Source organism: Ohtaekwangia koreensis (genome assembly GCF_900167975.1).
GTDB lineage: Bacteria > Bacteroidota > Bacteroidia > Cytophagales > Cyclobacteriaceae > Ohtaekwangia > Ohtaekwangia koreensis.
In genome coordinates, this window is sequence record NZ_FUZU01000002.1 from 855,791 (window position 1) to 876,364 (window position 20,574).

The 20,574-nt window shown below is 40.5% G+C and carries 20 protein-coding genes; 15 read left to right on the forward strand and 5 right to left on the reverse strand.

The genetic code is table 11. The annotated features are described in order from the left end of the window. Nucleotides 1-9: 9 nt before the first annotated feature. Entirely contained in the window at nt 10-924 is a 915-nt protein-coding gene (gene porN, locus B5Y40_RS16645) for a type IX secretion system ring subunit PorN/GldN (protein ID WP_079687911.1), read from the forward strand. Between the two features lie 51 nt (nt 925-975). Here porN and uvrC read toward each other — a convergent pair whose 3' ends face one another. From uvrC to porW, 3 genes are read right to left on the reverse strand one after another with little or no spacing between them, the layout of a single operon-like run. After that, nucleotides 976-2,748, reverse strand: coding sequence for an excinuclease ABC subunit UvrC (uvrC, locus tag B5Y40_RS16650; protein WP_079687912.1), 1,773 nt, complete (start codon nt 2,746-2,748; stop codon nt 976-978). A gap of 6 nt (nt 2,749-2,754) precedes the next feature. Continuing rightward, entirely contained in the window at nt 2,755-5,088 is a 2,334-nt protein-coding gene (locus B5Y40_RS16655) for a transglycosylase domain-containing protein (RefSeq protein WP_079687913.1), read from the reverse strand. Further along, nucleotides 5,039-7,612 (reverse strand): type IX secretion system periplasmic lipoprotein PorW/SprE, encoded by a 2,574-nt coding sequence (gene porW / locus B5Y40_RS16660; protein WP_079687914.1) that lies wholly within the window; start codon nt 7,610-7,612, stop codon nt 5,039-5,041. The genes B5Y40_RS16655 and porW overlap by 50 nt, the downstream gene beginning before the upstream one ends. A 145-nt stretch (nt 7,613-7,757) precedes the next feature. Here porW and B5Y40_RS16665 point away from each other — a divergent pair, with 145 nt between their 5' ends. The 13 genes from B5Y40_RS16665 to B5Y40_RS16725 all read left to right on the forward strand — a co-directional run bounded on the left by B5Y40_RS16665 (nt 7,758) and on the right by B5Y40_RS16725 (nt 16,537). Next, entirely contained in the window at nt 7,758-8,621 is an 864-nt protein-coding gene (locus B5Y40_RS16665) for a M23 family metallopeptidase (protein ID WP_079687915.1), read from the forward strand. Between the two features lie 11 nt (nt 8,622-8,632). After that, nucleotides 8,633-9,067, forward strand: a complete 435-nt coding sequence (locus B5Y40_RS16670) for a bactofilin family protein (RefSeq protein ID WP_079687916.1) — start codon at nt 8,633-8,635, stop codon at nt 9,065-9,067. Continuing rightward, nucleotides 9,021-9,254: an AtpZ/AtpI family protein gene (locus B5Y40_RS30025; RefSeq protein WP_079687917.1), complete on the forward strand. Its 234-nt coding sequence runs from the start codon at nt 9,021-9,023 to the stop codon at nt 9,252-9,254. The genes B5Y40_RS16670 and B5Y40_RS30025 overlap by 47 nt, the downstream gene beginning before the upstream one ends. Nucleotides 9,255-9,276: 22 nt before the next feature. Beyond that, nucleotides 9,277-9,504 (forward strand): hypothetical protein, encoded by a 228-nt coding sequence (locus B5Y40_RS16680; protein WP_079687918.1) that lies wholly within the window; start codon nt 9,277-9,279, stop codon nt 9,502-9,504. A gap of 122 nt (nt 9,505-9,626) precedes the next feature. Further along, the gene (locus B5Y40_RS16685; RefSeq protein WP_079687919.1) at nt 9,627-9,851 is read left to right on the forward strand and encodes a hypothetical protein; all 225 of its coding nucleotides are present in this window, start codon (nt 9,627-9,629) and stop codon (nt 9,849-9,851) included. Between the two features lie 100 nt (nt 9,852-9,951). Further along, nucleotides 9,952-11,001, forward strand: coding sequence for a F0F1 ATP synthase subunit A (gene atpB, locus B5Y40_RS16690; protein WP_185145736.1), 1,050 nt, complete (start codon nt 9,952-9,954; stop codon nt 10,999-11,001). A gap of 63 nt (nt 11,002-11,064) precedes the next feature. Then, nucleotides 11,065-11,310 carry an ATP synthase F0 subunit C gene (atpE, locus tag B5Y40_RS16695; RefSeq protein ID WP_079687920.1) on the forward strand — a complete coding sequence of 82 codons (246 nt, stop codon included), beginning with the start codon at nt 11,065-11,067 and terminating at the stop codon, nt 11,308-11,310. An 82-nt stretch (nt 11,311-11,392) separates the two neighbouring features. Continuing rightward, on the forward strand, nt 11,393-11,887 hold the full coding sequence (gene atpF, locus B5Y40_RS16700; RefSeq protein WP_079687921.1) for a F0F1 ATP synthase subunit B: 495 nt from the start codon (nt 11,393-11,395) through the stop codon (nt 11,885-11,887). Between the two features lie 3 nt (nt 11,888-11,890). Next, nucleotides 11,891-12,451, forward strand: a complete 561-nt coding sequence (atpH, locus tag B5Y40_RS16705; RefSeq protein ID WP_079687922.1) for an ATP synthase F1 subunit delta — start codon at nt 11,891-11,893, stop codon at nt 12,449-12,451. A gap of 65 nt (nt 12,452-12,516) precedes the next feature. Next, nucleotides 12,517-14,097 carry a F0F1 ATP synthase subunit alpha gene (gene atpA / locus B5Y40_RS16710; RefSeq protein WP_079687923.1) on the forward strand — a complete coding sequence of 527 codons (1,581 nt, stop codon included), beginning with the start codon at nt 12,517-12,519 and terminating at the stop codon, nt 14,095-14,097. Between the two features lie 56 nt (nt 14,098-14,153). Then, nucleotides 14,154-15,044, forward strand: coding sequence for an ATP synthase F1 subunit gamma (gene atpG / locus B5Y40_RS16715; RefSeq protein WP_079687924.1), 891 nt, complete (start codon nt 14,154-14,156; stop codon nt 15,042-15,044). Nucleotides 15,045-15,122: 78 nt separating this feature from the next. Next, nucleotides 15,123-15,932 (forward strand): UbiA family prenyltransferase, encoded by an 810-nt coding sequence (locus B5Y40_RS16720; RefSeq protein WP_079687925.1) that lies wholly within the window; start codon nt 15,123-15,125, stop codon nt 15,930-15,932. Next, nucleotides 15,929-16,537: a class I SAM-dependent methyltransferase gene (locus B5Y40_RS16725; protein ID WP_079687926.1), complete on the forward strand. Its 609-nt coding sequence runs from the start codon at nt 15,929-15,931 to the stop codon at nt 16,535-16,537. Before B5Y40_RS16720 ends, B5Y40_RS16725 begins: the two co-directional genes overlap by 4 nt. Here B5Y40_RS16725 and B5Y40_RS16730 read toward each other — a convergent pair whose 3' ends face one another. Both B5Y40_RS16730 and B5Y40_RS16735 read right to left on the reverse strand, forming a co-directional pair. After that, nucleotides 16,538-17,743 carry an NAD(P)-dependent oxidoreductase gene (locus B5Y40_RS16730; protein ID WP_079687927.1) on the reverse strand — a complete coding sequence of 402 codons (1,206 nt, stop codon included), beginning with the start codon at nt 17,741-17,743 and terminating at the stop codon, nt 16,538-16,540. It lies immediately after the preceding gene. A gap of 182 nt (nt 17,744-17,925) precedes the next feature. After that, nucleotides 17,926-19,536 carry a S41 family peptidase gene (locus tag B5Y40_RS16735; protein ID WP_079687928.1) on the reverse strand — a complete coding sequence of 537 codons (1,611 nt, stop codon included), beginning with the start codon at nt 19,534-19,536 and terminating at the stop codon, nt 17,926-17,928. 255 nt (nt 19,537-19,791) lie between these two features. On the opposite strand from B5Y40_RS16735, the gene B5Y40_RS16740 reads away from it, so the two are divergent. Beyond that, complete coding sequence (locus B5Y40_RS16740) at nt 19,792-20,547, forward strand: iron-sulfur cluster repair di-iron protein (RefSeq protein WP_079687929.1); 756 nt, start codon at nt 19,792-19,794, stop codon at nt 20,545-20,547. The last annotated feature ends 27 nt before the right edge of the window (nt 20,548-20,574 follow it).

Below are 20,574 nucleotides of genomic sequence, written 5' to 3' on the forward strand. Positions count from 1 at the left end.
AAAATTGTTATGAAGAAGATAATATTTTTTGCAGCGCTTTCAGCAGTCTGCTTTGTGACGAAAGCACAAGAGGTTCAGGATCTGGAAGTCCAGTATAATCCGAATTCTCTAAACCCTATTCCCTTGTATGAGCAGCACTACAAAGTGCGCGTATGGAGGAATATTGATCTGAAGGAAAAGCAGAACAAAGGCTTCTTCGCAAAAAATGGAGAAATCAGCAGGCTTATTTCAGAAGCTATAAAGTCAGGAGAACTAACTGATATATATGCTTCCGATTCGCTGACTACAAAAATCTCTAAAGAAGATTTCCTTGGACGACTCGTTGCTGAGCAGGCACAAGCTTATGATGCATGGGAGCCAGGCCGTGATTTTTATACGGATGACATTGTTACCTATAGCGGTAAAAATTACAGAGCTCTTCGTGATAATAAAGGAGTGACTCCTGGTACTGAAAATTCAGATGAGGATTGGGCTTCTACATCACAAGGTAGTGGTATAGAATATCAGGTATCTGATATGAGTAGCGTTCACATGGTGGAGGATATTATCTTCGATAGAAGAAGATCAAGACTTTATTACGATATCCAAGGAATGGAAATAATTATACCGGGAGCTAAAACTAACACAGGTATAGATGTTTCATTAGGTTGGTTCAAGTATAAAGATCTTGAAAAGCTTTTCAGAAATAACATTCCAAAAGCCGTTTGGTTTAACTGGCAGAATACTGCTCAGAATAAAAACTTTGCAGATGCACTCTTGTTGAGATTGTTCCATGGTTCTATCTATAAGGTTCAAAATCCTGATGATGAGACTATCGACGATACATATCGTGCGAATGGAAGACCTTATCGTGAAGGTGTTTGGGCACGCGAGTGGACAGACATGATGCTCATGGAGAAAGAGCATAATCTTTGGGAGTTTTAATTTTTGCTTTTGATATTTGAAAAAGGAGGTGAGAGCCTCCTTTTTCTTTTTTTAACCCTTAATCATCTCTGCCTTTTTCTGGCCAGCGATTTTGGCTATCTCTTCGATTGGAGCTTCTTTGATTTTTTTCACGGACTTGAAATGCAACAATAGTTTCTCTGCTGTTTTTTTTCCGATGCCTTCCAAACCTTCTAGTTCTGATGTCAGCTGTTTTTTACTGCGCTTTTGTCTGTGGAACGTAATAGCAAAACGGTGTGCTTCGTCCCGTATATATTGAAGCAATAATAGACCTTGTGACTTCTTGCTGATATGAAGTGGCAATGGATCTTCAGGGTAGTATATCTCCTCAAGCTTTTTTGCGATACCCGCTATTGGCACTTGTCCATATATACCTAATTCTTTAAGCGCTTCACAAGCACTGCTTAATTGTCCTTTACCACCGTCTACCAGGATTAGATCAGGGAGTTTTTCTCCTTCTTCAAGAATGCGTTTATACCTTCGGCCAACTATCTCTTTCATGGAGGCAAAGTCATTTGGCCCCTCTACAGTTTTTATGTTGAAATGCCGGTATCCTTTTTTGTCGGGCTTTGCTTCTACAAATCTTACCATTGAAGCGACTGGTATTGTTCCCTGAATATTCGAGTTATCGAAACATTCGATAACGGTGGGAAGAGCAGGAAGCTTCATATCATTTTGAAGTGTAATGAGAACTTCTTTTTGTTTCGATTTTTTCCCCTCGCGAAGGATCTCTCTTTCCTTTTTTAGCTCTAGTGCATTTTTAAGAGATAGCGCAATCAGCTTTTTCTTATCTCCAATTTTAGGTATTACATTTTCAACACTCTCTTCTAAAACGATGATGGGTATATTACTGAGAATGGTTTGGTTGGAGCTGCGTGTTTGTTCGCGTAGCTCTACGGCTGCTATACTTAGCAATTCATCATCAGGCTCATCTAGTTTCTTTTTAAGTTCAATAGTCTTTGAAAAGACAATAGAGCCTTCTTTGATTTGCATATAGTTAACATATGCATAAGCTTCTATACTTGTAATCGTAAATACATCTATATCTGTTAAATCACGGTTGACAACCAGTGACTTGATTTGGAAGCGTTCAAGTGTATCAAGTTTTTCTTTAAAGAATTGGGCACGCTCAAACTCCATGTTCGCAGCGGCACGTTTCATCTGATCTGTGAAGTATTGATAAACTATACTGAGATTTCCCTTTAGAATGTTTCGAGCCTGATCAATTTCGTCATGGTATAGTTGTTCAGATTGTTGTCCTTCACAAGGACCTTTACAGTTTCCAATATGATATTCCAGGCAGACCTTGAATTTTTTTTGCTCTACATTTTGCTCACTCAGTAACAGACTACATGTTCTGATCGTATATAACTTCCGTATCAGGTCAAGTACATTTTTCATGGCCACAACACTGGAGTAGGGACCAAAGTACTCACCTTGCTCGGAGATATATTTACGTGTATATATAATTCTGGGGAACCGCTCTTTTAAAATACAGATATAGGGGAACGTCTTGTCATCTTTTAACAAGATGTTATACTTCGGCTGGTTTTGTTTAATGAAGTTGTTCTCCAGAAGAAGAGCATCGAATTCTGTGTTGGCGACAGTATAATCGATTCGCCTGATTTCAGAGACGAGTTTGAGTGTTTTGCGATTAACGCCTGTACTCTTCGAAAAATAACTGCTAACTCTCTTCTTTATGCTTTTGGCTTTGCCAACATAAATTAGTTCGTCTTCTGTATTGTAGAAACGGTAAACACCAGGTGATTCTGGCAGCCTGCTTACCGTTTCTTTAATTTGATCCATGCAATATTAATAACGTGGTCTGTCCCAAGCTGGTTCATCCGTTACCTCAACTGTTGAGTCGGATGATAGCCTGATGTGCTGGCTGCAGTCTAACGTCATATCAAGTCCTGTAGCCGGGCGTCTGAAATATCCTTTACCGTATCCTATATTTTTATCGCGATACACCTTCGTCATAAATTTATCCCAGATAGGACGCGCTGACTTCGAGCCTTGTCCAAAATTCCAGGAAGGGAAATGTATACTTCTTTCATCACCACCAACCCAAACACCTGTAACCAGATTGTGTGTAATCCCCATGAACCAACCATCCGATGCTTTATTCGTAGTTCCTGTCTTTCCACCAATTTCGTTGTTTACTTTAAGGTCGTAACTCAATCCTCGTGAAGTACCAAGTTCATCGGTTACACCACCCTCAAGCATATATATCATCTTATAGGCAGTGCGTTCATCCATCGCCTGACGAGTCTTAGGAACAAAGTTGGCAATTACATTTCCGTTTTTGTCCTCAATGCGGGTAATGTAATAGGGCTCTATATATATACCCAGATTCACGAAGCTGCAGTATGCTGCAACCATTTCATATAGTGAAACGTCACTGGTTCCAAGGCATAATGATGGAACTGCTTCGAGCGGACTGGTTATACCAAGACGCTTCGCAAAGTCAACTACATTTTCTGGTTTAACACGGTCGATCATTTGTGCTGTTATTGAATTGATTGAGCGCGCCATCGCCTGACGTATCGTCATCTCTTCACCTGTTCCATAGTCTCCTTCAGAATTTTTTGGTCTCCATGTACCTCCCGATACTTTGATCGTTGGAGATATATCAAGAAGCTTTAAACATGGTGAGTACCCGGCTTCAATTGCAGTTCCATATACAAATGGTTTGAAAGTTGAACCTGGTTGACGAGTTCCCTGGCGCACGTGATCGTACTTAAAGTACTTATGATTTATACCACCTACCCAGGCTTTGATTGCCCCTGTCTTTGGATCCATTGCCATCGCACCGGTTTGAAGAAAACGGTTATAGTAATTGAGTGAATCCATCGAACTGAACAGTGTATCACGTTCGCCTTTCCAAGAAAATACTGTCATCGGTTTTTTCACGTTGAGCATAATCTCCACAGAATCGGAATCTGCTCCATAACGATCTACCAAACTCTTGTAGGTGCCTGTGCGCTTGATTTTTCTTTGAAGGAAATTTTTAATCTCACCACCTGTATTGTCATCTACCCATGGATTACGATTCCGTTGTTTCCACTCTCTGTCAAATTGTTTTTGCAAAGTAGACATGTGCTCTGCCATAGCTTCTTCAGCATAGCGTTGCATCTTGCTATCCACCGTAGTATATATCTTCAGCCCGGATTCCCACAAGTCATAACCGTGTTCCTTGCACCATCCGAGAAGTTCATTTCTCAAAACATTTCGGAAGTAGGTAGCGATACCCTGGTTTTGATTTTGAACAGCAAATTTTAATTCAATTGGTAATACTTTCAATGAATCGTATGCTCTGCGACTGATGAAACCGTGATCGTATAATTTATACATCACTTGATTCCTTTTGTTCAATGCATTTTGCGGAAAGCGCTGCGGATTATAAAGTGATGGATTCTGGCACATGCCAACGATAACCGCTGCTTCCTGTATATTAAGACTATCTGGTTGCTTGTTGAAATAAGTTTCGCAGGCAACCTTTATACCATAGGCATTGCTACTGAACTCAATCGTGTTGAGATACATCGTGATGATCTCTTCCTTTGTATAGTTCTTCTCAAGTTGATGAGAGATTGCCCACTCTTTTGTTTTTTGGATGATCCTTCGTGGCAATTTTCCAAGTCGCGCTATAGGGCCATCCAATTCAAGAGTATATAGATTCTTGGCAAGCTGTTGTGTTATTGTACTGCCACCACCTTGGCTGTTGAAAGTCAATACTCCCCAGATTACGCGTGGGTATGCCCAGAAGTCGAGTCCTGAGTGTTCATAGAATCGGTGGTCTTCAGAAAGGACAAGTGTTTTAACAAGTAAAGGTGAAAGCTGGTCATACGTTACCTGACTTCTGTTGAAACGAAAATATCTTCCGAGAGAAACGCCATCGGCAGAGATCAGTTCAGAGGATAAATCGTTCTCTGGATTCTCAATAGCTTTCAGGCTTGGCATTCCTCCAAAGAGACCGAATAGATCATTGCTTACAGACCAGACATAAATAGGGAACCCCAGTATAGCGCAGAGGAAAAGGATCCAGATTGTTTTAACAACTTTTCTAAACCACGGCTTTTGAATTAACAGAGCCTTATTGATTTTCTGCAGGATAGTTTTTTTCGAAGAATTGGATGTACTCATCAAGACCTTTTGTACGGTAAAAAATATCGAAATTGTCTTTCGTGATTACAAAGGTATAGAATTTATGGTTCCGCAGTTCAGTAAGAGTAGCAAGCTTATCGTTGAATGTCTGGAAGTATTCGATAGCCGAACTTACCCGAGGGAGTCCATCAACCAACGTTAATGTATAATCATCATTCAGCACAAGATTGCTTGTTTTCAGGCGAAGATCTTTGAAGTGATTTTCATTGAATTTTTCAAGCGCTGCAGATGCAAACATCCTTTCATCTTTTTTGTAAACCATTACAAAATAATGGGACTCTTCGAATGAGCGGATATATTGAATACCTTGACGTTTTTCTTGCGAGAGCTGAAAGTCCTTGGATGACTTCAGCAATTTTTTAGCATACTCAGCTAAACTACTTTCAGGATATGTTTTACTGAATTCGTCCAATGCAAATTGATATTGATTGATGTCTTCTGTTTTACCGATGATTAAAACACTTAGCATGGCAAGATTGGGAACGAATGATGTTTCCCCCAGTTCCTGTGCCTGACTGATCACAGCTTTCGCAGCCCTATATTCTTTATTCTCAAAATGTTCGTAGGCTGTTTTATAAAGTGCTTTTTGTTTTTCTACAGCCAGACTGGATTCCTGCAGGTAGTTAGGGTTTACAAGAATTTTGGCAAAACTTGAATCAGGAAATTTCTCTTTTAATTTAGTAGCATATCCTTCTGCTTTTCCAGGGTCGGAGTCTTTAAAGATGAGATATAGCTTGTATAAAACTTCGGGTTCATGCTCTGACTCCGGGAAACGTTTTAGCAACGTAGTATAGGAAGACACCGCATTATTGTTTTCCTGAAGTTTGAAATAATATATATCACCCAGATTAAAATAGGCATCTTCAATTTTAGCTAACGCTTCCTTCTTTTGCTCGTCCGTTCTTGGAATCTGTTTGTTTACACGATCATATTCTGCTGCCACCGGATCGGCAGGTGGTGCCTGTACTTGTGCTGCCTGATTTGGATTTTGTTCATCGGGTAGCAAAGTTTGATTTCGATTACTCACTGCTGTGGATGCCGATCGCAAGGATCTTCGCCAGTTATCTTCCAAAGGTATATCTCCCCAAATACGCTTGAATTCTGTTTGTCCAATCGACATTGCGGATGGATTTCCGAAATACCAATCCACGCTTTCTTCCTCTGTTGAAGTTCCTTCTTCATCATTGGCACTTGCAAATATATTGTTGTTGGTATTTGATTCTATATCGATACGGTTGGATCGTTTCTTTTTCTTACCCATTCGTTTTTCTTCTGCAGCTTTCTTTGCCTGGAAAGCAGAATCAATACGCGTACGGAGTTGTGTTGAATCAAGTGAAGCCATGGCGAGCAAACTATCCTGCCACTTAATTGTATTCAGGTGTTTTACAAATTCGTTTAGAATTTCCTGGCGCGCTTTTATTCTTGCATAGCCCTCGTAATCTGTTGGCAGCGCACGAATGGCACTATCGTAATAGGCTTGCGACAATTCATACTTGCGAAGCGTGTCATAGTATATTTCCCCCAGGCGCAAGTAAGCTTCGCCATCAATACGTTTATTATTCCCTTCACGAACAGAACGATTCAGATCTGTGATGGCTTCACTGAGATTCTTTTGCTTCAATTCAAAAATTCCCATCTCATAGTAGATCTTATCCTTGAAGTCTTTGTTCTTGCTATCTTTTAATAACTTCTTGAACGATTTGCGTGCAGCCGCTACGTTGCGGCTTCTGGAAATTTCTGTTACCTGGGCAAGGTATAAACGGGCATAGAAATCAACTTCATACTCCGGATTCGTTGCAAGACATTTTTTATAGTAATTATAGGCCTCGGCTTCAAAGCCTAACTTCTGATACACCTGACCGATTATAAAATAAATTCTTCCGGGTTTATCTCGTTTCTTCAACATGGGGACAGCCTGTGTTAAGCTCCTCACCATATTATCATAATCACCTTGTTCCTGATGAAAGTATGCTTTCTGCAATAAAAAAAACTTCTGGTTCTGTTTATTCAGTTCTTCTTTTTGAACATAGTCGATGGCAGCCTGTGCGTTGTTAAATTCTTTATGTTCTACAAACGTGCGGATAAGGTGGATCAATGCAGTATGACGTGCATCCTTATCTTTTGTAAGCTTCGGATTGTTAACATATTTAAAAGTCTCTATAGCATTTCCCCAGTCCATGCTATATAATCGAGCTCTGCCTACAAGTATATAATTGTCGTCAACCCACTTACTGTTCGGATGTCGTTGTATAGCAATTGAAGCCATCTTTATAGCTTCCTGAATTTCTTTATCGTAACTCTTCGCCAGGGCAGAGTCCAAGGCAGGATAAAGCCTTAAGATTCTGTTATAGTCATCTTTGAGATTGGACCAGACGGTTTTATCTATTTTCTCAATTTCTTCACGCGCATAAAAATATCCGTTGTAATGCGCAGTTGTATTATGATAAGCTTTGCTTGTCCAGGTGTTCCTTTCGGAAGAACAGCCATTCAAGAGAACAAGCATAAAAAAAATAAGGAAGTATCGGATCAGGATATTCAATCAACTGCAATTTGTGATGGTAAAACGCAAAAAACTGACATTCCATATTTTAATGGATTGGAATATCTAATTTTATGCAAAAAAGCGAAAATCAATTTCATCTTACTGAATGAAACCAAAGAAAACATTATCGAATTGGCTTACTACCCGGTATCAACTGATTATCAGGAACGAAGAAAACTTCGCCGAGAAAACCAGTCTGGGCTTTACCTATTCGAAAGTTATTCTTTTTTCGGTGATTTTGTTTACAGGCTTATTTGTGATGAGTCTCTTTCTCTCAAAAACAATATTAGCCAAGTGGTTTGATCCCAAGCACGAACAAATGGTGTTGAATCAACAACTGCTGGATCTTGGTAACAAGGTTGATTCTCTTGCTATAGAAATTGAACAGAAGGAACAGTTCATCGCTAACTTTCAACGTGTACTCAGTGGTGACACCAGCAACTTTAAAGATCCTGCAGAAGCACTGAAGGGCGAAGGTCAAACACTTTCCAAGCCAGCCAACCTCAACGCTACTGCTTCCGACTCATCGTTTCGAAAAGAATTCGAGAAGTCCGATCTCTCCTTAATAACACTCACCAATGTAAAGTATAGAGATCTTCAGGAAACATTTTTTTATTCTCCGCTCTCCGGATTTGTCTCTGATCCGTATGATGTAACGAAAGGACACATGGGTGTTGACATCGTAGCGAAAGCAAACGAACCAGTAAAATGTATAGCGGATGGCACTGTGATCTTTTCATCCTGGACACAGGATTCCGGATATGTTATTATGATACAGCATCGAGGCAACCTCATCTCCTCTTACAAGCACAATGCCCAACTGATGAAAAAAGTTGGTACTTTTGTAAATGGTGGAGAGATTGTCTCCATAGTTGGCAATAGTGGTGAACTCACAAATGGACCGCATTTGCACTTTGAATTGTGGTACAATGGAAATTCACTAAATCCCGAAGAATTTGTAACTTTTTAAACCAGAACGTCATGCTAACTTCGAAAGAACAAAAACGCGCAGCCGATGAGATCAGCAACTCAAGCAACACCATCGGTAAAGGCACTTACCTGGAAGGTAATATCGAAACATACGGCAACATTCGCATTGAAGGAAAAGTAACAGGCAATATTAAATCTAAATCAAAAGTTGCTCTCGGACATCAATCGCATGTACAGGGAAATATCATTGCGCAAAACGCTGATATAGAAGGTGAAGTAAAAGGCAAGATTGAAATTTCAGAACTGCTTGTACTCAAAGCCACAGCTGTTATTAATGGAGATATTATAACCGGTAAAATGGTGGTCGAACCCGGTGCAATTTTCAATGGCTCATGCAAAATGGGTGCACTCGTAAAGGACATTAAAATAGGAGCAGAAAATGGGCTCAACAGATCCATCCCCCAATCCGAAGTTAAAACCATATAATACTTATCTTAAGTATAGCAGTCTGGCCCTCCAGTTGCTGGCAGCCATGGGTATACTTGGTTGGCTAGGATATGAACTCGATCAATATCTGCAATTGAAGTTTCCTGCCTTCATGCTGTTGTTCGGCTTTTTAGCTTTTGGTGGAATGATGTATCAGGTTTATAGATCTATAAATAAGGAACCGTAACATTTTTCAGAAGCTGCCTTTGATGAATATTAAAGAAGTAAAATCGTTGCTGGTAAGAAGAATCGAGATGATCGATGACCCGGCTTTACTGCAGGCAATTATGAATCTGATTGATCGGGGTGTGGAGACTGAAGTAGATTTGTTACAAGCAGATAGCGATGACCACGATCTTGCTCTAGGTGAAGCGTTGGCAGTTGTAAAGCGAGACTTCTTAAAAAAATCAACAGACGAAAAAGAGCAACAACATTGATCCGGTTTCTGATTACGCTTTTACTGTGTGCCTGTCTTATTGTCGGTTTTTCTTTTTTACTGATTGAGACCCGACCCTCCTTTTTTTATCAAACTCTTATTTTTCTGGTGTTCAGTACGGGGATGATCTACCGCTATCTCTATAAAATTGACAAGCCCGGATTCTTTGTTCAGCTATACCTTCTCACCATGACAGTAAAGCTTCTCGCCTATGGAGCTTATAATCTTGTTGTAATTCTGGAAGACAAGGCAGGTGCAGCCGCGAACGTGGTTTTTTTTATGCTCGTTTACTTCATTTTTACGGCCTTGGAGATAGGGTTTCTTTACCGCAAAATCATGCGCCAGTAACTGCTTTTTCAGCAGCCAAATATTTCGGAAAACATTTTTTTGTGGAGCTATAATTAATACCTTTGCGGTCGGATTTAAAAAGCCTCCGAAATAAGCCAAAATGAGCGTTTCCTCCAGCATTTTAAGACGAATTTCGATCCTCAGCCTGCTGTTTGTTTTACTTTTTTCCGGTGCGAAAGCACAGGAAGAACCCATGCCTGAGTTCAACGATCATGAGTCGACTGACAAAAAGGAATTTAATGCCAGCGAAGTGATCCTGCATCACGTAATGGATGATCACATCTGGCACTTATTCGATGGTCATTACGGTACTATATACCTTCCTGTAATTGTATACTCTTCGGAAAAGGGACTCGATGTTTTTTCTTCCCGTAATTTCTACGGAGAACATCACAACGTAGTAGAGTATAACGGCTATAAGCTAGAGCATAATCATATTTATCTGGCCGATTCCAACAAAGCCGTTTTTGATCTTTCGATCACTAAAAATGTTGCTATGCTTTTTATCAATGCAGCACTTTTGGTTATAGTGTTTCTGGCAGTAGCAAAAGGATACAAGAAAAATAAAGGCAAGGCTCCTAGTGGCATTCAATCTTTCTTTGAACCGATTATTCTATTTGTACGCGATGAAGTTGTGAAGCCAAACATTGGTCATCACTATGAAAAGTTCTTCCCGTATCTGCTTACGTTATTCTTCTTTATACTCTTTGGAAATTTGATAGGCCTTCTGCCAGGTGCTGGTAACTTAACCGGTAATATAGCAGTTACACTTTCATTGGCTCTGTTAACATTTATCATTACAAATGTGAATGGTAACAAAGCATACTGGTCACATATATTCTGGACTCCAGGGGTGCCATTGCCGTTGAGACTTGTAATTCTTCCGGTAGAGATTATCGGTATTTTCACTAAACCGATTTCATTAACAATACGTCTTTTTGTGGCGATCACTGCAGGTCACATTGTTTTATTGAGTTTGATTTCCCTGGCCTTTATCTTCGGAAGTATCTGGGTGGGTTTTGGATCTTCCATTATTGTTTTGTTTATCAGTTTGATTGAATTGCTGGTTGCCGGTATTCAGGCTTATGTATTCACGCTGTTTACATCGTTGTACATCGGCATGGCTATAGCAGATCACGATCATCATTAATAATAAAGATATCCCTTCCGGTATATATCGGCAGGGTTTGTTTCACACTTAAATATATATACTATGTTATTAGCACTTTTATTGGACATCAGCTATGCAATCATGGGCGCTGGTATCGGTGCAGGTCTGGCAGCAATTGGCGCTGGAATTGGTATCGGTAAAATCGGTGGTTCTGCGATGGAAGGTATGGCACGTCAACCTGAAGCTTCTGGCAAGATTCAAGGTGCGATGTTGATCATTGCCGCTCTTATCGAGGTGGCTGCTCTTTTCGCGCTTGTAATTTGCTTGTTGATTTCGTTCAAAGGCTAAAAAGCTTTGAAAACCTGTCTTAGGCACTTGGCCGGACAGGTTTTCTTTTTTATTGTAACTACATCAGACTTTAAATAAAGATATGGAACTTCTAACCCCCGGCACGGGACTTATCATTTGGCAGTTAATTGTTTTTGTAGGTCTATTTTTCCTCTTAAGCAAACTCGCATGGAAACCTATCATAAGCTCACTGAAAGAACGTGAAACATCTATTCAGGAAGCATTGTCAACGGCAGAGAAAGCACGTCTTGAAATGGCGCAACTTAAGTCAGACAATGAAAAGCTTTTGAAGGAAGCGCGTGAAGAGCGTGATGTAATCCTTCGCCAGGCTCGTGAAGCGTCTAACCGTTTAAAAGAAGATGCGCAGCTTGAAGCTAAAAAATCTGCAGATAAAATTATTGAAGAAGCACGTGCTGCTATCAATATAGAGAAGCAAGCAGCCCTGAAAGAAGTTAGAATTCAGGTAGCCATGTTCTCATTGGAGGTTGCTGAAAAGCTGATGAAGAAAAACCTCTCGGACGATAAGGCGCAAAAAGAATTAGTTGAAAGCTACGTTAAAGAAATAAAAGCTAACTAGGTCATGGCAGATTCAAGGGCAGCATACCGATATGTAAAATCCCTCCTGGGCTTGGCCGTGGAGCAAAATGTATTGGATCAGGTTCATGCTGATATGCAATTGTTTGACAAGACTGTAGAAACCAGCCGCGAGTTTGCACTTCTTTTGAAGAACCCGATTATCAGACACGATAAGAAGCGAGATATACTTGAAAAGCTTTTCAAAGGCAAAGTACATCCACTCACGCTGGCGATTTTCGATATGATAACGAAGAAAAATCGTGAGCCTCTTTTACCATCTATAGCAAAGGAATTTCACAATGCCTACAACGAATACAAAGGCGTTCGCAAGGCGACTATTACTACAGCCGTACCGTTGGATGCTAAGCTGAAGGCAGAGTTCGAACAGATTGTAAGAAACCTGAGTGATAAAAAAGATGTAGAGCTTTTGGAAAAGATTGATAAGGAAATGATCGGAGGCTTCGTGTTACAAATTGGCGACAAGCAGATCGATACCTCCATCAAGAATAAACTGAAAGCATTGAAGGTGAAATTCAGTGAGAATCCTTACGTAAAGGAATTTTAATCACAGAACTATACTATACCTCGTAGAATAATAAACTTACTAACGAATTAACGACTAACGATATCATGGCAGAGATCAGACCCGAAGAAGTATCAGCGATTTTACGCGAACAACTTTCTCAGTCCCGTACAGATGCTCAATTGGAAGAAGTAGGAACTGTGCTTACCGTTGGTGACGGTGTGGCTCGTATCTACGGACTTACTCAGGCACAGGCCGGTGAATTGATCGAGTTCGAAACAGGACTCAAAGCATTAGTGTTGAACCTGGAAGAGGACAACGTTGGTGCTGTATTACTTGGTGAATCACAAGGTATACGCGAAGGCGATACTGTAAAACGTACTGGTAAAATCGCCTCTGTAAAAGTAGGAGATGGTATGCTGGGCCGTGTTGTTGATACGCTTGGTGCACCGGTTGATGGCAAAGGTCCATTGAAAGGTGATCTGTACGAAATGCCACTGGAACGTAAGGCTCCCGGAGTAATTTTCCGTCAGCCAGTAAACGAGCCGTTGCAAACGGGTATCAAAGCGATCGATGCAATGATTCCAATTGGTCGTGGTCAGCGTGAGTTGATCATCGGTGACCGTCAGACTGGTAAAACAGCTGTGGCGTTGGATGCGATCGTTAATCAAAAAGAATTTTACGAAAAGGGTGAACCTGTATATTGTATATATGTAGCCATCGGACAGAAAGCTTCTACTGTAGCAAGTGTTGCAGCAGCGCTTGAGAAAGCCGGTGCTCTTCCCTATACTGTTATCGTATCAGCGTCAGCCTCTGATCCAGCTCCTATGCAATTCTTCGCTCCCTTCACAGGTGCAGCGATTGGTGAATTCTTCCGTGACACCGGCCGTCCGGCTCTGGTTGTTTATGACGATTTGTCTAAGCAAGCTGTTGCTTACCGCGAAGTTTCATTGTTGTTAAGAAGACCTCCTGGACGTGAAGCATATCCTGGAGATGTATTCTATCTTCACTCTCGTCTGTTAGAGCGGGCTGCAAAAGTTATCAATAACGATGCAATCGCGAAGAACATGAACGACCTTCCTGATTCTATCAAGCATCTTGTAAAAGGTGGTGGTTCATTAACAGCACTTCCAATCATTGAAACACAAGCTGGTGACGTATCGGCATATATACCTACAAACGTGATCTCGATCACAGATGGTCAGATATTCCTGGAAACAAACCTATTCAACTCAGGTATACGTCCAGCGATCAACGTGGGTATATCTGTATCACGTGTGGGTGGTTCTGCTCAGATCAAGTCAATGAAGAAAGTTGCTGGTACGCTGAAGCTTGACCAAGCTCAGTTCCGCGAACTTGAAGCTTTCTCTAAATTCGGTTCTGATCTTGATGCCGCTACAAAACTTACGATTGAACGCGGTAGAAGAAATACAGAAATCTTGAAACAAGATCAATATGCTCCGGTTCCTGTTGAGGAACAAGTAGCGATCATCACGGCTTCAACACGTGGTTTCATGGATAAGGTACTGGTAACAAAAGTGAAGCAATTCGAAAGAGACTTCATTGAATTGTTACGTGCTAACTATCGCAATGTTCTTGACAATCTGCGTGCCGGTAAATTTGAAGATGCAGATGTAGATACCATCAAGAAGGTAGCTATAGACCTGGCGAATAAATACTCAGCCTAAGTAAAAAGGTGTCGATGCTATACATCGACACCTCAACACATACGCACATATAAAGTATGCCTAGCTTAAAAGAAGTAAAGAACCGGATAACCTCCGTAATGTCTACGCAGCAGATCACCAAAGCCATGAAAATGGTGGCGGCAGCAAAACTGCGCAGATCACAAGATCGCATTACCCAGATCCGTCCATTCGCACAGAAACTTTCTTCTCTCCTGAAAAATCTGTCAGCAGCGCAAAGCAACATGGATGGCGACAACTGGTATAGTGTTGTTCGTGAAGAGAAAAAAATATTGATCATCGCTGTGAGCTCTGATCGTGGTCTATGCGGATCTTTCAATACGAACGTAATGAAAGGTGTGCTTCGATTGATCGAAGAGAAATATACGGCTCAGTATGCGAAAGGAAACGTTACTATTCTCCCGGTAGGAAGAAAGGCGACTGAATTTTTCAGCAAGCGTAAATTCCCGATCATTACAGATTATACTACACTATACGCTAAACTGACTTTTGAAAATGCATCGAATGCTGTAGAGCACGTGATCGCTTCTTTTAAAGAAGGCAAATTCGATAAAGTTGAGTTGGTATATAACGAGTTCAAAAATGTGGCAACACAAATTCTGCGTACAGAACAAGTATTGCCGATTCTTGCTCCAGAAACAACTGCAGACAGTAATGCAAACCAGGTAGATTATATCTATCAGCCTGATCAGGAAGAAATCATTACGGGTTTAATTCCAAAGTCACTGAAAGTACAATTCTTTAAAGCCCTGCTGGATTCGAATGCTGCAGAAAATGGTGCTCGTATGACAGCCATGGATAAAGCAACAGATAACGCTGGTGAATTATTGAAACAGCTTCGCCTGACTTATAACAGAACACGTCAGGCTGCGATCACAAAAGAAATCCTTGAGATCGTAGGTGGTGCTGAAGCATTGAAGTCCTCTTAAAAAATATTCTTCGTAACATTGAAGTCCTCTGAGCAATCAGGGGACTTTTTTTATTTTAAGGATTTTTATTCTAAGTGCATGCAGCAACTGATACGGCTATACCGGCTCGTAAATCTTTTAAGCATTGATGTTGCTGCAGGAGCTGTGTGTTCGGCACTTTTCTTTGCACACTTGCTGAACGTGCGTATACTTCCTTATGGTGTTATTGCACTTGGTCTTTCGGTATGGATCATTTATACTGTAGATCATTTACTAGATGCCAAGAAAATAAAGGCTCCTGCGGCAACGGCACGACATAGATTTCATCAGGATAACTTTAAGGTTTTATGTGCTGTAGTATTACTGGCAACGATTATCAACGGCATCATAATTCTTTTCATCAGGCACCAGGTTTTTGTAGCAGGTTTATTTGTTGCGTTAACCGTTGGTATATATTTCTTGATCAATCGCTATTTGAAATTTATGAAGGAGTTTTTCATAGCGATAGTATATACAATCGGTGTCTTGCTTCCTTCGGTAACGGTTACGCAGCAATCATGGCGTGAATGGCCATGGATAATCATCGCTCAATTTTCTGTAACAGCATTGATTAATCTTATACTCTTTTCGTGGTTTGATTACGAGAGAGATTTGCGCGATGGAAATATATCTTTTGTAACCGTGTTGGGAGAAAAAACAAGTCGTGTTTTTATTAGTATACTTTTTATAGCAGGCGCGACACTTGCTGTTATCGATTTTTCATTGGCAGGAAGTATAATTCTCGACATGAATGTTATTTTACTGATCACGTTTATATTTCATCGTTATTTTGCTATACATGATCGCTTTCGCATCCTGGGAGATTTCGTTTTTATGATTCCGCTGGCTTATCTTTTACTATCGATATGAGCTTTGATCGAATCGCCCCGGTGTATGATTTTCTTTCTCATGTTGTGTATGGAAAGAGCATGGTTGATTCACAGATATACTTTCTAAAAAGGATACCGGCAATGTCACGTGTACTCATTATGGGAGGAGGTACCGGTTGGATAGTGAAAGAGCTATTTGCTATAAATCGTACTTGCTCTGTAGTATATGTAGAAGCGTCTCAAAAAATGATTGAACAATCAAAACAAAAGATACAGCCAGGAGATTTTTCACGCATTGAGTTTCTTCAGCAAACAGAAATACCAGGTCATGAACGATATGATGTAGTCATTACAAATTTTTTCCTCGACCTGTTTCCAGAAGATAAATTAACAGCCGTTGTAAAGCAGTTGAAGAACGTTATGAAGGATGATGGCTTTTGGATCGCGACTGATTTTGTAAATGAAAGAAAATTATGGCAACGATTTTTACTCGCCACTATGTATATATTCTTTCATGTTGTAAGTAAAATTGAAGCAACCTCACTTCCTCTTTGGAAAGAACATTTGCATGCAGAAGGACTACAGGTAAAAGAGCAACAGAAATTCTATGGTAATTTTATAGAAAGCGTTTTATATACCCGCTGACTATTTTCCACTTGCATAGTCAGATAAATACTCAAAGTTTTTTGTTAGACGACCATCTTCTGCAATAGTAGCACGCTTAATAATATCATCGAGGTCTATATCATTTAGCACAGGCAATACTTTGTTGATAAGATCTTGGCCAAATTCTTCAGAAGCACTTCGCGGCAATTCGCAAGGAAGATTATCAACGGCCATCATCGTTATAAAATTGTCATCAGAGAACGCAGGATGTACTCGGTCATTCTTTGCATCGTAATCATATAGTGGATCAGCAATCGTAGTCGATTTTTTTGTGCTCGGTATAGATCCTTCTATATCGCAGGTTATATCTGCAATTACCTTAATGCGGAATTCAGGTGAAAGCATATCCTCTCGGGTGAAAAGCACAGGAGCCTTTGGATTCCAATACGCTCCGGCCATGAGTATATCTGCGACTTTAGTGAAATCTGTAAAGCATGAATTATAGCGCTCCGGATATTTATGAAACTCTTCGCGGTTAAAAGTGCCGCCTTCTTTTCGGGCATGGTAATCAGCGCTACTCAATTGGACATATACTGGCTCTTGAAATTGACGCGTTAAAAAATCATGTGGATTTACTTTGCGTATACCCGCACTGTCCAACGTCTCCATGGAGCCTTTGCCTACACGACCTGCGCCCGTCAGTATAATTTTAAGTGGCGATAGCTTAACCTTCCGGAGTTCGAGTTTTAAATCATTAACATCAAAACATTCATATGCTCTTCTCAGTGAAAATGTTTTAAAGCGTTTACCGTATGCCCACAAACCATTATAGGCACCGACAATTCCTGCATAGCGACCAAATGCTACGAGACGATTGCCTTGTCTGTCGGTTAGTGCTTCGTAGTCAATCAGTCGTATTTTCTTTTTTAATATAGCTTGCAGAAGCTTTTGATTGTATGCTTGTTTTTTAATCGTGTGGGAAAAGAAGAAATATGTCTTTCCTTCTTGCAGAAGATCTATAGGCACTTCCTTAATGCCCATTAGAATCTCGCATTCGCTGACATCCTTTTTTACTTCAATACCACGTGCCTTATATTCATCATCATTGAAACAACGAATGTCACTCTCCTGGCAAACCATTTTTATATGCGGAAAACGAAGTTGAATCTCTTCAACCTGTAGTGGCGTAAAAGGAACACGTTTGTCGGTAGGAATTTTCCCCTCGCGGATTAATCCTATTTTCATAAGCTGGTGTTGAGTGATGGAGTATACTATATAGAACAAAGAGCACGCATCACGCTGCTATAAATATCGCTTAAAAAAGGAAATGTTAAACGTAAAGTGGAATGAGTTTCATTCTCCAACACGTTTAACATTTTACAATTTTTTTACAAGGCCGTATTCCAGTACGGTACTCGGAATATCAATTAAAGCTTCCTGCGATCAAGCTCCGGAATTCGATCGAACATTTTTACAGCCTGTTTGAAGACTTCGTTTGTCTCATTGAAAACCGGGTAGAACCCGTTATTACCCCATAGTTTACGAGCGATCTGTGCTTTAACATGAACCTGGAATAACGTCTTCTTTTTCTTCAACTCCTTGTAATCAGGTTTTACTTTATTTCGTTCACCTACTTTAACAAGTTCATTGATCATGGCATCAGTCACTGTAAAATTCCGAAGGTAATCTTCATAGCCTTTTTTCTCTAAAGCTTCTTTGTGATCTTCTGCATAGCCAAAAGTAAATTCCTGAATAGACGTTGAAGTATATAGCTCGTTCAGGTAATGACTATTCAGAGAAGTATCAAGCGGCACAAAGTAATCAGGCATAATGCCACCGCCACCGTATACCGTTCTTCCATTTGGAGTAATATACTTTAGTGAGTCGTTAAACTTGATGCTATCCGCATGGAAAAATTCACCGTGGTTATAGCGGCTTACAATATCCAAAGCATACTCATCATTGTCCTGATACGGCTTTTGAATCGAACGTCCACTCGGAGTATAATAACGGCTTACGGTAAGCCTTAATTCTGAGCCGTCACTCAAGTCAAACGGAGATTGAACAAGTCCTTTACCAAAGCTTCTGCGGCCAACAATCAGTGCACGGTCATTATCTTGTAAGGCACCCGATACAATTTCAGAAGCAGAGGCACTTCCTTCATTCACCAACACGATCAGATCTCCTTCTTCAAAGGCACCACGCTCAGTGGAAAAAGCTTCAGAATTATTTTTCTTGTCTTTGCCTTTTGTAAAAACGATCTTCTTACCCGTCTTCAAGAAATCATCAGCCATATCAATGGCGATATTCATATAGCCTCCGGGATTTCCCTGCAGATCGAGGATAAGTTTTTTCATCCCTTGTTCTTTCAGCTTACTAAGCGATTGATGAAATTCATCATATGTAGTAGCTGCGAAACGATTCACTTTAATATACCCTATCTCGTGATCAACCATATAGGAAACATCAACGGAGTATTGCGGAATTTTATCGCGAACAATTTTATACTCCAGCTCTTGTCCTCTTCGCAGAATCGTAACCTTCACCTCTGTGCCTTTCGGTCCTTTTAACGCCTTCATTACATCGGCTGAAGTAACCCCTGTACCGGCCAGACTCTTGTCATCAACCTTCACAATTTTATCGCCTGATTGAATGCCCAATGCTTCGGAAGGTCCGCCACTCAAGGGCGTAACAACTACAACGGTGTCCTGAAAAATATTGAATTCAACACCGATGCCATCAAAATTTCCACGGAGATCTTCATTGGCAGCGATACGTTCCTGTGAAGGTATATAGGAAGAATGAGGATCAAGTTTATGAAGCATTTCCTGGATCGCTTCATCTACCAGGTTTGCTGTGTTCACGGTATCTACATATTCATCGTGAATCTGTGTGAGCACTTCCCTTAATTTTTGCACATCGGAGCCTACATCGGCTGTACTTTTTCGGCTGCTGAAACTCGATCCCACAAAAACCCCTGCAGCAAGTCCAAGGCAAAGTACAATGGGTAAACTAATCTGATATTTGGAATTCCTCATACGGCAATAATAAATAATCTATTAACGAAGTCCGAAGATAAATGTTGGCGTGTAAAGTCCACAGCCGGAAAAACATAATCCACGGCACAAAAAGTTGCAAAGGACAGGCCAGCGGCCTGTTCCCATACGATAACGGTCACACGGGCGAAAACTTTTCATGGATTTGATGGTTTTATTCGGAGTCTGCCGGCCCGATTTTTCTTACGGGTTCGATAGCTGACTATGGAAATTTTTTAGCTTATCTTTACCAGAACCATGAGTAAGCTGGCGCTTAAAGACACACGTATTTCAGAGCTCGTAGATAACAACTACGTGCATGCTTACGTGCTGTTTTATTTCGGCATCCGCTTTTACGAATACTCCGAGTTAACACTCGATCAGGTTTGTAAACAACGTGGCTTGAGAGTTGAACAGGTTGTGCGTGAACTGGAATCACCAACACATTTACGGGAAGCAGATTTACCACTCGTGTCGTACCCGATCGATCTGATAATCGAATACCTAAAGCATTCACATTTCCTGTTTGTAAAACACAAGCTTCCCTATATCGCGCGGCTCATTGAAAGCTTCAAGGCGAATCACGAAGACTATAGCGCAGTAGAGCGCGATTTGAAATTAGTATTCCCGCTTTTTGTGGAAGATTTTATCCAGCATATATATGAAGAAGAAGATACATTCTTCCGGTTCATTCAAACGCTGGAGCGATCAGTCAAAGGAAAATTTTCTCCTACCAAGCTATACTATCTCTTAGAGAAAAATTCGGTTCAGAAATTTGCAGTCGATCACGACACGCATGATGACGAGATGGAGGGTATACGCAGGATTACAAGAGACTATCTGATCACGTCAGAAACCCCGTTGCATATTAAAGTTTTGTACAACGAATTGAAGGCATTCGAGAAGAGCCTCATTACGCACGCACGCATTGAAAATGAAATTCTCTTTCCCAAGGCAATGGCGCTGGAAGCTAAAGTAAAGAAAGCTTTTCAGGATAAAGTGAAGTTCAATTAATCTCCACGGTATATATAGTAATTGAAT